Consider the following 12,393-nt stretch of genomic DNA (forward strand, 5'->3'; position numbering starts at 1 on the left):
GCTGATCGGCACGCGCGCGTGGTGCGGGCCTGCGCCCCGGCACTCCGCATGGGTGCCGGGGCTGTCAGTGCCGTCTCGTAGTCTTGAGCCCGTGCAGGAACTCCACGACGCCCCCCTCGCCCCTCTCACCACCTTCCGGCTGGGCGGCCCCGCCACCCGCCTGGTCACCGCCACGACCGACGCCGAGGTGATCGACGTCGTGCGCGAGGCCGATGCCAGTGGCACCCCGCTGCTGCTCATCGGCGGCGGATCGAACCTGGTCATCGGGGACAAGGGCTTCGCGGGCACCGCGCTGGTCATCGCCACCAAGGGCGTCGAGCTGGACGGCACCACGCTCGAACTGGCCGCCGGCGAGGTGTGGACCGACGCCGTCGCCCGCACCGTCGAGGCCGGGCTCGCCGGGATCGAGTGCCTCGCCGGAATCCCCGGCTCCGCGGGCGCCACGCCGATCCAGAACGTCGGCGCGTACGGCCAGGAGGTCTCCTCGACGATCACCGAAGTGATCGCGTACGACCGCAGGGCGGGCAAGACCATCGTCATCCCGAACGCCGACTGCGCCTTCTCCTACCGCCACAGCCGTTTCAAGTCCGACCCCGAGCGCTACGTCGTCCTGCGCGTCCGCTTCCAGTTGGAGGACGCCGACGGGCTCTCCGCCCCCCTCAAGTACGCCGAGACGGCCCGCGCCCTCGGCGTCGAAGCCGGCGACCGCGTGCCGCTCGCCGCCGCGCGCGAGACGGTGCTGAAGCTGCGTACCGGCAAGGGCATGGTCCTGGACCCCGAGGACCACGACACCTGGTCGGCCGGCTCCTTCTTCACCAATCCGATCCTCACCGACGAGCAGTTCGCCGCGTTCCACGCGCGCGTGCGTGAACGCCTCGGCGACGGCGTGGAGCCGCCCGCGTACCCGGCGGGGGAGGGGCACGCCAAGACCTCCGCGGCCTGGCTCATCGACAAGGCGGGCTTCACCAAGGGGTACGGCACCGGCCCGGCCCGCATCTCCACCAAGCACACCCTCGCCCTCACCAACCGGGGCGGAGCGACCACCGAGGACCTGCTCGCGCTCGCCCGCGAGGTCGTGGCCGGCGTGCGCGAGGCCTTCGGTATCACGCTGGTCAACGAGCCGGTGACGGTCGGCGTGAGCCTGTAGGCGGGCTCGCGGCAGGCAGGCGCCCAGCGCGCCTTCAGTAGGCGACGCCCACGCCCTGCTTCACCGTCGCCGGATCCCCGACCATCCCCAGCATCGCGTGCGCCACATCCGCCCGCCCGATGAAGCGCCCCTTGAGCGGAAACCCGCCCACGACCGTGCGGTACGTGCCGGTGACAGGCTTGTCCTGCAGTCGCGGAGGCCGTACGACCGTCCAGCCCGTGGTGCTCCGGGCCACGTCGGCCTCCATCTCCCGCAGGTCGGCGTAGATGTCCTTCAGGACCGCCGACACGACGCCCCGCACGGCACGGTCCAGGAATCCGTCCCCCTCCGGCTCGGGCCCGACCGGCGCGGCGCTCACCACGAGCAGCCGCCGCACCTCCTCGGCTTCCAGGGCCGCCAGCACCGTACGGGTGAGCCGTGTCGCGATGCCGGCGTCCCCGCGGTTGCGGGCACCGAGGCCGGACAGGACGGCATCCCGGCCGGCTACGGCGGGCCGTAGCGCACCGGGGTCGGTGAGATCCGCGCGGAACACCTCCAGACGGTCCCCGGCGAGAGGGAGGCGTGCGGGGTCCCGTACGACTGCCGTGACCTGGTGGCCGGCGTCCAGGGCCTGGCGGACGATCTCCTTGCCTATGCCTCCGGTGGCGCCGAAAACGGTGAGTTTCATGAGGGCTCCCGTATGCATGAGAAGGGTGGGTGAGTATTCACTCACCCTGACTGCCTCTAGAGTGGGTAAGTACTCACCCACCCGTCAAGGGCGATTGGAAAAGCCATGGAGAACAAGCCGGCCCAGGTTCGACTCCTCGACGCCGCATACGAGTTGATGCGTACGGTCGGGCTGGCGCGGGCCACGACCAAGGAGATCGCGCGGGCGGCCGGGTGTTCCGAGGCGGCGCTGTACAAGCACTTCGAGAGCAAGGAGGAGCTGTTCATCCGGGTGCTCACCGAGCGGCTGCCGCCGCTCCGCCCGCTGCTCAGCAGCCTCGCCGCCGAGCCGGGCCGGCACTCCCTCGAGGAGAACCTCACCGAGATCGCCCGCCAGGCGGCGCTGTTCTACGAACAGAGCTTCCCGATCGCCGCGTCGCTGTACGCACAGACCCAGCTCAAGCAGCGGCACGACGACACCATGCGGCAGATGGGGTCGGGGCCGCACGTGCCGATCCAGGAGCTCGACACATACCTGAGGGCCGAGCAGGAGCTGGGGCGGGTCAGCACGCAAACGGACACGTTCGCGGCGGCGTCGCTGCTGATGGGAGCCTGCGCACAGCGGGCGTTCGCCTATGACGCGACGAAGGAGGCGGTACGACCGCCGGTGGACGAGTTCGCCGCCCGGCTGGCCCGTACGCTGCTCGCCGGTATCGCCAACTGATCCGGTATCGCCGACTGATCCGGTATCGCCGGGGCGATGTCAGGAGGCGGGCTGGGCGAGCCAGTCGTCCACCCCCGCCAACAGCTTCCCCTTCACCTCCTCCGGTGCCGCGGAAGCCCGTACCGACTGCCGGGCGAGTTCCGCAAGCTCCTCGTCCGTGAAGGCGTGGTGTTGGCGGGCGATCTCGTACTGGGCGGCGAGGCGGGAGCCGAACAGCAGGGGGTCGTCGGCGCCGAGGGCCATCGGGACGCCCGCCTCGTACAGCGTCCGCAGCGGGACGTCCTCGGGCTTCTCGTAGACGCCCAGGGCGACGTTCGACGCGGGGCACACCTCGCAGGTCACGCCCCGGTCGGCGAGGCGCTTCAGCAGCCGCGGGTCCTCGGCCGCCCGCACCCCGTGGCCGATCCGGTTCGCGTCCAGGTCGTCCAGGCAGTCACGGACCGAGGACGGCCCCGTCAGCTCGCCGCCGTGCGGGGCGGACAGCAGGCCGCCCTCGCGGGCGATGTGGAAGGCACGGTCGAAGTCCCGCGCCATACCCCGACGCTCGTCGTTCGACAGCCCGAAACCGACCACGCCCTGGTCGGCGTAGCGCACCGCGAGCCGCGCCAGCGTGCGGGCGTCCAGGGGGTGCTTCATACGGTTCGCGGCGACCAGGACGCGCATCCCGACACCCGTGTCCCGCGACGCCGTCTCCACGGCGTCCAGGATGATCTCCAGAGTCGGGATCAGACCGCCCAGCCGGGGCGCGTACGACGTGGGGTCCACCTGGATCTCCAGCCAGCCGGAACCGTCCTTCAGATCCTCCTCCGCGGCCTCCCTGACCAGGCGCTGGATGTCCTCCGGCTGCCGTAGGCACGAGCGCGCCGAGTCGTACAGGCGCTGGAAGCGGAACCAGCCCCGTTCGTCCGTCGCCCGCAGCTTCGGCGACTCCCCGCTGGTCAGCGCGTCGGTCAGCGCCTCGGGCAGGCGCACGCCGTACTTGTCGGCCAGTTCCAGCAGGGTCGCCGGCCGCATCGAGCCGGTGAAGTGCAGGTGCAGATGGGCTTTCGGCAGCTCAGAGACATCACGTACACGCTCCATTCCAGGATCCTGCCGTACGCCCCGCCCGCCCCGGTAGCGGTTTCCCCGAACGTGGTCTTGCTCGCACGCGCAAACGACGAAGCGGGCCGCTCCCCGAAGGGAACGGCCCGCCACCTGCCCACGTGAGCAGGTCGTCAGTCCCTGGCCTCCGCCAGGAGCTTCTGGATCCGGCTCACGCCCTCGACGAGGTCCTCGTCACCGAGCGCGTACGACAGCCGCAGATAGCCCGGCGTGCCGAAGGCCTCGCCCGGAACCACCGCGACCTCGGCCTCCTCCAGGATGAGCGCGGCCAGCTCGACCGAGTCCTGCGGACGCTTGCCGCGGATCTCCTTGCCGATGAGGGCCTTCACCGAGGGGTAGGCGTAGAAGGCGCCCTCGGGCTCCGGGCAGACCACGCCGTCGATCTCGTTGAGCATCCGCACGATCGTCTTGCGGCGGCGGTCGAAGGCCTCGCGCATCTTCGCGACGGCGTCCAGGTCGCCGGAGACGGCGGCGAGGGCGGCCACCTGGGCCACGTTCGAGACGTTCGACGTGGCGTGCGACTGGAGGTTGGTCGCGGCCTTCACCACGTCCTTCGGGCCGATGATCCAGCCGACCCGCCAGCCCGTCATGGCGTACGTCTTGGCGACACCATTGACCACGATGCACTTGTCGCGCAGCTCCGGCAGGACCGCGGGCAGCGACACGGACACCGCGTCGCCGTAGACCAGGTGCTCGTAGATCTCGTCCGTCATCACCCACAGGCCGTGCTCGACGGCCCAGCGGCCAATCGCCTCGGTCTCGGCCTCGGAGTACACCGCGCCGGTCGGGTTGGACGGAGAGACGAAGAGGACGACCTTGGTCTTCTCCGTGCGCGCCGCCTCCAGCTGCTCCACGCTGACGCGGTAGCCGGTCGTCTCGTCGGCGACGACCTCGACCGGGACACCACCCGCGAGGCGGATCGACTCCGGGTACGTCGTCCAGTAGGGGGCCGGCACGATGACCTCGTCGCCCGGGTCGAGGATCGCGGCGAAGGCCTCGTAGATGGCCTGCTTGCCGCCGTTGGTGACCAGGATCTGCGAGACGTCGGGCTCATAGCCGGAGTCGCGCAGCGTCTTCGCGGCGATCGCGGCCTTCAGCTCGGGCAGACCGCCGGCCGGGGTGTAGCGGTGGTACTTCGGGTTCTTGCACGCCTCGATGGCGGCCTCGACGATGTAGTCCGGGGTCGGGAAGTCGGGCTCACCGGCGCCGAAGCCGATCACCGGACGCCCGGCGGCCTTGAGGGCCTTGGCCTTGGCGTCCACGGCGAGGGTGGCGGACTCGGAGATCGCGCCGACTCGGGCGGAGACCCGGCGCTCGGTGGGAGGGGTTGCAGCGCTCATGGGGCCCATCGTTTCAGACAGGAAACGCGCCCGGCACGGGGGTTTCACAGACTGAACATCAGCTGAACAACCGTGCGGATCCGGGCCACGGCCAGCGGATCTTGCGCCCGACCACCGGTGATCTTCGGCCGATCTTTCGCGGACCAAGCCCCCCACGGGCACTTTCTGTTCGACGACGCGCCCGGGACCACGTACACTCTCACCTCGTTGGCCTTCAGCAGCCCGCGGTCGCACGGTGCACACCGAGCACTCGGTCGGATGCGGTACGTTGGGGGACACCACAAAGGGTCGTAGCTCAATTGGTAGAGCACCGGTCTCCAAAACCGGCGGTTGGGGGTTCAAGTCCCTCCGGCCCTGCTACACACACCTTCGCCAGGATGTGTGCGCATGTACGTACAGCAATGCACCGCCGTGCGGCTCAGACCGGGCGCGGCACGGCCACGACCCGGAATCAGGTGAGGACGAGTGACGGACGCCGTGGGCTCCATCGACATGCCTGATGCCCAGGACGAGGCGCCGGAGTCCAAGAAGAAGACCCGAAAGGGTGGCAAGCGCGCCAAGAAGGGCCCGCTGAAGCGACTCGCGCTCTTCTACCGCCAGATCGTCGCGGAACTCCGCAAGGTCGTCTGGCCGACGCGCAATCAGTTGACGACGTACACCACTGTGGTGATCCTCTTCGTCGTCATCATGATCGGTCTGGTGACCGTGATTGACTATGGGCTCGACCACGCCGCCAAGTACGTCTTCGGCTGAGCCAAGAGCGAAGGGCGCCGCGGTTACCGGCGCCCCTTTCGCATGTTCCACCCCTATGTATCCAGGAAGAAGCAGCCACCGTGTCTGACCAGAACCTGAACGACGCCATCGAGCCGCACGGGCAGGACGTCGAGTCCGTGGAAGACGAGCTCGACATCGTCGAGGGCGCTGACGAGGACCTGGACGAGGTCGAGGCTGCCGACGCCGAGGCGGGCGAGCCTGCCGAGGAATCCGCCCTCCACGTCGAGGACGAGTCCGGCGGTGACGTCGAGGCCGTCGAGGACGAGGAAGAGGACGTCGAGGAGGAGCCGGCCGAGCCGGTCGACCCCGTCGCCGCCCTGCGCGAGGAACTCCGCACCCTGCCCGGCGAGTGGTACGTCATCCACACCTACGCCGGTTACGAGAACCGCGTGAAGACCAACCTCGAGCAGCGCGCGGTCTCGCTGAACGTCGAGGACTACATCTTCCAGGCCGAGGTGCCGCAGGAAGAGGTCGTCCAGATCAAGAACGGCGACCGCAAGACGATCAAGCAGAACAAGCTGCCGGGTTACGTCCTGGTCCGCATGGACCTGACCAACGAGTCCTGGGGCGTCGTCCGCAACACCCCCGGCGTCACCGGCTTCGTGGGCAACGCCTACGACCCGTACCCGCTGACCCTGGACGAGATCGTCAAGATGCTCGCCCCGGAGGCCGAGGAGAAGGCCGCCCGCGAGGCCGCCGAGGCCGAGGGCAAGCCCGCCCCGCAGCGCAAGGTCGAGGTCCAGGTGCTGGACTTCGAGGTCGGCGACTCGGTCACCGTCACCGACGGCCCGTTCGCCACGCTGCAGGCCACGATCAACGAGATCAACGCCGACTCGAAGAAGGTCAAGGGTCTGGTGGAGATCTTCGGTCGCGAGACGCCGGTCGAGCTCTCCTTCGACCAGATTCAGAAGAACTAGCGGTACAGAGCTCTCGCGAAGGGCCTCCGATCAGCGGTTTTCGCTGATCGGAGGCCCTTTCGTCGTTTCCGTCGGTCTCTGTGCAGACCGCGCCCCGGAATAAATGTGTGCTGCGCCACAACCATCCGCCGAGCCCGCCGGTCTGACCTGATGACCGAAACGCGCGGACAGCGTTCTTCATGGCGATCTATGGCTCTTGGTGGCGGTTTGCCCCGGGGCTGATCGCTGCCCGCGTCGGCATTCGCACCCATCGGGTCAGTCACCAAGAAGTAGGGGGAACTTCCTCATGCGTGCTCGAACCATCCTGGTCGTGGCGGCGGCGTCCGCCTGCGCCCTGCTGCCGACGACCACCGCGGTCGCCGGCACGGGCCCTGCCCCGTCGCCGAACAAGCAGAACTCCACCGCGAACCCCGCCGCGCGCTCGACCTCCCCGTCCGAGGCGGGCAACCCGCTCAGCGTCAAGGCGCAGGCGGCCGGCGTCTGTTCGGACGCCTACCAGATCGGCGCCACCGCCTATATCAACCGGGCCGGCGCGCACGTCGCCTCGGTGAAGCAGTTCTACTCGCCCAGGTGCAGCGCGAACTACGGCTATGTCTGGGTCTGGCAGAGCTTCCGCGACAAGATCAAGGACTACGACGTCAGTACCGGCGTCTACAGCTACGCCCGTGACGAGGTCGTGGGCCAGGACTGGTGGAACGCCACCAACAGCCAGGAATTCTGGTCCCTGCCCGCCGACACGGTGAAGGAGTGCACCGCGGCGATCGGCACGCTGCGCGCCCCCGGCGACCCGGTGCCGGGCCAGGTCACCACGGCCAAGCGCTGCTGACCATCCCTCGCGGACCCCGGCCGGCGCGCGGCGGCCGGGGTTCTCCCTGTCGGCCCCGTCCGCCCTGTCCGGGCCGCGGACGGCCGGTCGCCTGAGCTGCCGGTTTTGGCCCTGACGCGTTACCCGTTATCGTTGTGCGGTATGCCTCCATCCGGATGATCCGCACGTTCACCGTTCCAGGTGTCCAGCGGTAAGGATGGCGGCGGAACACCTCTCACTAAGGACCCGGAGAGAGCATGCCTCCCAAGAAGAAGAAGGTCACGGGGCTTATCAAGCTCCAGATCCAGGCCGGTGCGGCCAACCCGGCTCCGCCGGTCGGCCCGGCCCTGGGTCAGCACGGCGTCAACATCATGGAGTTCTGCAAGGCCTACAACGCCGCGACCGAGTCGCAGCGCGGTTGGGTCATCCCGGTGGAGATCACGGTCTACGAAGACCGTTCCTTCACCTTCATCACCAAGACGCCGCCGGCCGCCAAGATGATCCTCAAGGCCGCGGGCGTGGAGAAGGGCTCCGGCGAGCCGCACAAGACCAAGGTCGCCAAGATCACCGAGGCGCAGGTCCGCGAGATCGCCACCACCAAGATGCCCGACCTCAACGCCAACGACCTGGACGCCGCCGCGAAGATCATCGCCGGCACCGCCCGTTCCATGGGCATCACGGTCGAGGGCTGACCTCCAACCCCCAAGCAGAAGTGAGTGGCAGGGCCTGCTCGGCCCGGACCACACCTCCTAAGAAGCAACAGGAGCAGTAGTGAGCAAGCGCAGCAAGACTCTCCGCGCTGCGGACGCGAAGATCGACCGGGAGAAGCTCTACGCCCCGCTCGAGGCCGTCCGTCTCGCCAAGGAGACGTCCACGACCAAGTTCGACGGCACCGTCGAGGTCGCCTTCCGCCTGGGTGTCGACCCGCGTAAGGCCGACCAGATGGTCCGTGGCACCGTGAACCTTCCGCACGGCACCGGTAAGACCGCCCGGGTCCTGGTCTTCGCGACCGGTGACCGTGCTGCGGCCGCGGAAGCCGCGGGCGCCGACATCGTCGGCTCCGACGAACTGATCGACGAGGTCTCCAAGGGCCGCCTGGACTTCGACGCCGTCGTCGCCACCCCGGACCTCATGGGCAAGGTCGGCCGCCTCGGCCGCGTGCTCGGTCCGCGTGGTCTGATGCCGAACCCGAAGACCGGCACCGTCACCCCCGACGTGGCCAAGGCCGTCACCGAGATCAAGGGCGGCAAGATCGAGTTCCGCGTCGACAAGCACTCGAACCTGCACTTCATCATCGGCAAGGTGTCGTTCGACGACACCAAGCTGGTGGAGAACTACGGCGCCGCGCTGGAGGAGATCCTCCGTCTGAAGCCGTCCGCCGCCAAGGGTCGCTACATCAAGAAGGCCGCGATCAGCACCACGATCGGCCCCGGCATTCCGCTCGACCCGAACCGCACCCGCAACCTCCTCGTCGAGGAGGACCCGGCCGCGGTCTGAGCCAACGGCTCAGCAGGCTCTCAGACGGGCCCCGCACCCCTCCCGGGTGCGGGGCCCGTCCCCGTTCTCCGGCCCGTTTGTCAGTGCCCTGGGTTAACGTGCATTCACGGGATGGGCACAGGGGGGACGAATGACGAGCACGAGGGCGGGCCGGTCGGTCCTCTGGATCGCGCTGCTGACCGCGCTGACGGCCCTGGCCGCCTGCACGTCCTCCGACCGCCCCGGCGAGAAGCCCGCTCGCGCAGTGACGGCCGCCCTGCGCACCGTGGAACGGTCCACCGACGCCGCCGAGTCCGCCCGCGTCCATTCCACGACCACCATGGGCTCGACGCTCTCCATGAAGGCCGACGGCACCCTCGCCTGGGGCGACGGCCTCACCGGCACCCTGACGATCACGTACACCGGCGGCACGACGGCCGAGACCATGCGCCGGCTGGGCACCACGTCGATGCAGGCTCGCTATCTCCCCGACGCCTATTACGCGCGCATGGGCGACACGTTCGCCGAGAAGGCCGACGGCAAGCACTGGATCAAGTACGGCTACGACGACCTGAAGCGCCTCGCCGGCAGCTCCGGAGCGGAGCTCGCGGACCAGATGCGCGCCACCGCGCCGCACACGTCGGTGAAGCTGCTGCTGTCCTCCACGGACGTAAAGAAGGTCGGCGAGGAGAAGGTGAGAGGCGAGCACACCACGCACTACGCCGGCACGGTGCAGGGTGAGGGCGCCACCACGCAGACCTTCGACATATGGGTCGACAAGCGGAACCTGCTGGTCAAGAAGGTCGAGAAGGGCCGGACGGCCACCGGGCAGCTGACCCAGACCGCCTACTACAGCGACTACGGAGTGAAGGCCGCGGTCGAGAAGCCCCCGGCGAAGGACACCGCGGACTTCAAGGAGTTGCTGAAGGCCCCTGAGCGCCCGTGAGTGCCGCTGGGGGCATGGAACTCGGAAGAGGGTCTAAGGTCTGCCGGGTTACGCTCCCGATCTTGCTGTGCGCCGACCACGCACCAGCCGTGTGTTCCTTGGGGGGAATCAATGAGCCTTGCCGTACGTGCCTTCGTGCCGCGTCGGGTGGCGGGCGCCGGCCTCGCCGCGCTGCTGCTCGCCGGTTGCGGGTCAGGGGGCGGCGCGGAGCAGTCCGCGGACTCACCGGCCGCCGATGCCGTCGCGCAGGCCGTGAAGAAGTCCGAAGACGTCACTTCCCTGCACTACCGGGTGACCGGCCGGTTCCCGGAGCGGGGGCGGATAGCGGACGAGGCGAGCGTCCGTACGAAACCGCCGGTGGCCAGACTCAGGACGGCCAACCTGAGCGGCGATCAGAAGGGCGAGTCCGAGCTGCGCCTGGTCGGCCGGGTGCTGTACGGCAGCGCGACCGACGACATGGTCGAGGAGATGGGCGGCCGGCACTGGATCAGCTACGGCCCGAACGCCGAGTTCACCACGCACGGCGGCCTGCGCATGGACGTCGGCGGCCTGCGCGACCAGGTGAGCCGCAACCCGGCCCGTGAAGCCGCCTTCCTGACCACCGCCGAGGACGTGAAGAGGATCGGCTCCGAGAAGGTGGACGGCGCCGACACCACGCACTACGCGGGGACGGCCACCATGGACGAACTCCGCGCCTCCCTCAAGAAGATCGACGACAACGCCACCCGCCAGGGCCGCGAGAACAGCCTCGACCAGTACGAGAAGCTGGGCGTGGACGAGCTCACCCTGGACGTCTGGATCGACGCCGACGACCAGTTCAAACGGCTGCGCACCCAGGGCTTCGGCCGGCACGGCCGACTCGACCTCACCTTCACCTTCCTCGACTACGGCAAGCCGGTGACAGTTCCGGCACCCCGCGCCGACGACACGGCGGACCTGCGCAAGCCGCTGAAGAAGAACAGGAGCTGAGGGCCGTAGGGGCCGATTTGCTTGACGGCGACCGAGTCCCGTACTCTCCTACAGAAGCCAAAGACCGCTGGTCGTTGCCGTGCACTCATAAGAGGGTGCGGTGGCCGAAGGATCCGCTGAAAATGCGGGCGACCCGCGCAGGTGACAGTGGAAGAACTCCCGGAGCGCGTACGTCAACGTGTGTGCGACCGGTCGAGTCCGCCCCGTGCGCCTGCGCCGGGGCGTTTCGTTTTCCCCAGTCCTCCTTCGGGTCCGCGCGGTCAGAATCACCCGGAAGGAGGCCGAGGCTCATGGCGAGGCCCGACAAGGCTGCCGCAGTGGCCGAGTTGACGGAGCAGTTCCGCAACTCCAACGCTGCCGTGCTGACCGAGTACCGCGGTCTCACCGTGGCGCAGCTCAAGACGCTGCGTCGTTCGCTCGGTGAGAACGCCCAGTACGCCGTGGTGAAGAACACGCTGACCAAGATTGCGGCCAACGAGGCCGGGATCACGACGCTGGACGACCTGTTCAACGGTCCGACGGCTGTCGCCTTCGTCACCGGTGACCCGGTGGAGTCGGCGAAGGGTCTCCGTGACTTCGCCAAGGACAACCCGAATCTCGTCATCAAGGGCGGTGTCCTTGAGGGTAAGGCGCTGAGCGCCGACGAGATCAAGAAGCTTGCGGACCTCGAGTCCCGCGAGGTTCTGCTCAGCAAGCTGGCCGGTGCCTTCAAGGCGAAGCAGTCCCAGGCTGCCTCCGTCTTCCAGGCGCTGCCGTCGAAGCTCGTCCGCACCGTGGACGCTCTTCGCGCCAAGCAGGCCGAGCAGGGCGGTGCCGAGTAATTCGGCTCGCACACTGGCCCCCGCAGCCTGACCGCGGAGGCCACAGCGGGCCGACGTACGCCCGCCTCACCCAGTACACCCGGCACCTGCCGATTTAGTGGAAGGACCGCCATCATGGCGAAGCTCAGCCAGGAAGACCTGCTCGCGCAGTTCGAGGAGATGACCCTCATCGAGCTCTCCGAGTTCGTGAAGGCCTTCGAGGAGAAGTTCGACGTCACCGCCGCCGCTGCCGCGCCGGTCGTCGTCGCCGGTGGTGCCGCTGGTGGCGCCGCCGCCGAGGCTGCCGAGGAGAAGGACGAGTTCGACGTCGTCCTCACCGGCGCCGGCGACAAGAAGATCCAGGTCATCAAGGTCGTGCGTGAGCTGACCTCCCTCGGCCTGAAGGAGGCCAAGGACCTGGTCGACGGTGCGCCGAAGCCGGTTCTGGAGAAGGTCAACAAGGAGGCCGCGGACAAGGCCAAGGAGTCCCTCGAGGGCGCCGGCGCCTCCGTCGAGGTCAAGTAAGACCTTTCGGTCGAGTGCGACCGCCGCGCATGCTGAAACCAGCCTCCTGAGGCTGTAACGCAGTCGCACCGAAGAGCGATCATCCATTCGGGTGGTCGCTCTTCGGCGTTCCTGGGGGCGCGGCCACGGTTACCTTGCGCCCGCTTCGGCGGGGGGTATGGTGATCTTCGTCGTGTCTCCGGGAGCCCCTGGGTTCGGGCATGGGGGCCTTGACGAACCGCACG

General features: G+C 68.7%; 14 protein-coding genes and 1 tRNA gene. 12 read left to right on the plus strand and 3 right to left on the minus strand.

All coding sequences use genetic code 11. From position 1 onward, the window contains the following. Positions 1 to 91 precede the first annotated feature (91 nt). On the plus strand, positions 92 to 1,147 hold the full coding sequence (locus tag EHO50_RS23080) for a UDP-N-acetylmuramate dehydrogenase (protein WP_128433092.1): 1,056 nt from the start codon (positions 92 to 94) through the stop codon (positions 1,145 to 1,147). Positions 1,148 to 1,181: 34 nt separating this feature from the next. Here the strand turns inward: EHO50_RS23080 and EHO50_RS23085 are convergent, their stop codons facing one another. Then, the gene (locus EHO50_RS23085) at positions 1,182 to 1,814 is read right to left on the minus strand and encodes an NAD(P)-dependent oxidoreductase (RefSeq protein WP_128433094.1); all 633 of its coding nucleotides are present in this window, start codon (positions 1,812 to 1,814) and stop codon (positions 1,182 to 1,184) included. A 105-nt stretch (positions 1,815 to 1,919) separates the two neighbouring features. Between EHO50_RS23085 and EHO50_RS23090 the strand changes: the two genes are divergently transcribed. Continuing rightward, a complete protein-coding gene (locus tag EHO50_RS23090; protein WP_128433096.1) occupies positions 1,920 to 2,516 on the plus strand; it encodes a TetR/AcrR family transcriptional regulator in 597 nt (198 codons plus the stop codon). A gap of 39 nt (positions 2,517 to 2,555) precedes the next feature. On the opposite strand, the gene EHO50_RS23095 is transcribed toward EHO50_RS23090, so the two are convergent. Both EHO50_RS23095 and EHO50_RS23100 read right to left on the minus strand, forming a co-directional pair. Further along, positions 2,556 to 3,596 (minus strand): adenosine deaminase, encoded by a 1,041-nt coding sequence (locus EHO50_RS23095; protein WP_128433099.1) that lies wholly within the window; start codon positions 3,594 to 3,596, stop codon positions 2,556 to 2,558. Positions 3,597 to 3,730: 134 nt separating this feature from the next. Then, a complete protein-coding gene (locus EHO50_RS23100) occupies positions 3,731 to 4,957 on the minus strand; it encodes a pyridoxal phosphate-dependent aminotransferase (RefSeq protein ID WP_031477886.1) in 1,227 nt (408 codons plus the stop codon). 284 nt (positions 4,958 to 5,241) lie between these two features. Here EHO50_RS23100 and EHO50_RS23105 point away from each other — a divergent pair. The 10 genes from EHO50_RS23105 (at position 5,242) to rplL (ending at position 12,169) form a co-directional block, all read left to right on the plus strand. After that, a tRNA-Trp gene (locus EHO50_RS23105) sits at positions 5,242 to 5,314 on the plus strand. 108 nt (positions 5,315 to 5,422) lie between these two features. Next, positions 5,423 to 5,710 (plus strand): preprotein translocase subunit SecE, encoded by a 288-nt coding sequence (gene secE, locus EHO50_RS23110; RefSeq protein WP_128433103.1) that lies wholly within the window; start codon positions 5,423 to 5,425, stop codon positions 5,708 to 5,710. A gap of 80 nt (positions 5,711 to 5,790) precedes the next feature. Further along, a complete protein-coding gene (gene nusG / locus EHO50_RS23115; RefSeq protein ID WP_128433104.1) occupies positions 5,791 to 6,648 on the plus strand; it encodes a transcription termination/antitermination protein NusG in 858 nt (285 codons plus the stop codon). Positions 6,649 to 6,934: 286 nt separating this feature from the next. Beyond that, on the plus strand, positions 6,935 to 7,474 hold the full coding sequence (locus EHO50_RS23120) for a hypothetical protein (RefSeq protein ID WP_128433105.1): 540 nt from the start codon (positions 6,935 to 6,937) through the stop codon (positions 7,472 to 7,474). A gap of 236 nt (positions 7,475 to 7,710) precedes the next feature. After that, positions 7,711 to 8,145, plus strand: a complete 435-nt coding sequence (gene rplK / locus EHO50_RS23125; RefSeq protein WP_028805116.1) for a 50S ribosomal protein L11 — start codon at positions 7,711 to 7,713, stop codon at positions 8,143 to 8,145. Between the two features lie 79 nt (positions 8,146 to 8,224). After that, positions 8,225 to 8,950: a 50S ribosomal protein L1 gene (rplA, locus tag EHO50_RS23130; protein ID WP_128433106.1), complete on the plus strand. Its 726-nt coding sequence runs from the start codon at positions 8,225 to 8,227 to the stop codon at positions 8,948 to 8,950. A 130-nt stretch (positions 8,951 to 9,080) separates the two neighbouring features. Continuing rightward, complete coding sequence (locus EHO50_RS23135) at positions 9,081 to 9,875, plus strand: SCO4651 family lipoprotein (protein ID WP_128433107.1); 795 nt, start codon at positions 9,081 to 9,083, stop codon at positions 9,873 to 9,875. A 111-nt stretch (positions 9,876 to 9,986) separates the two neighbouring features. Next, complete coding sequence (locus tag EHO50_RS23140; protein WP_128433108.1) at positions 9,987 to 10,844, plus strand: SCO4651 family lipoprotein; 858 nt, start codon at positions 9,987 to 9,989, stop codon at positions 10,842 to 10,844. A gap of 290 nt (positions 10,845 to 11,134) precedes the next feature. Then, on the plus strand, positions 11,135 to 11,665 hold the full coding sequence (rplJ, locus tag EHO50_RS23145; RefSeq protein ID WP_030046352.1) for a 50S ribosomal protein L10: 531 nt from the start codon (positions 11,135 to 11,137) through the stop codon (positions 11,663 to 11,665). Positions 11,666 to 11,779: 114 nt separating this feature from the next. Continuing rightward, positions 11,780 to 12,169, plus strand: coding sequence for a 50S ribosomal protein L7/L12 (rplL, locus tag EHO50_RS23150; RefSeq protein ID WP_003992329.1), 390 nt, complete (start codon positions 11,780 to 11,782; stop codon positions 12,167 to 12,169). The last annotated feature ends 224 nt before the right edge of the window (positions 12,170 to 12,393 follow it).

It is taken from the genome of Streptomyces cyaneus, assembly GCF_004028635.1.
Taxonomy (GTDB): Bacteria; Actinomycetota; Actinomycetes; order Streptomycetales; family Streptomycetaceae; genus Streptomyces; species Streptomyces cyaneus.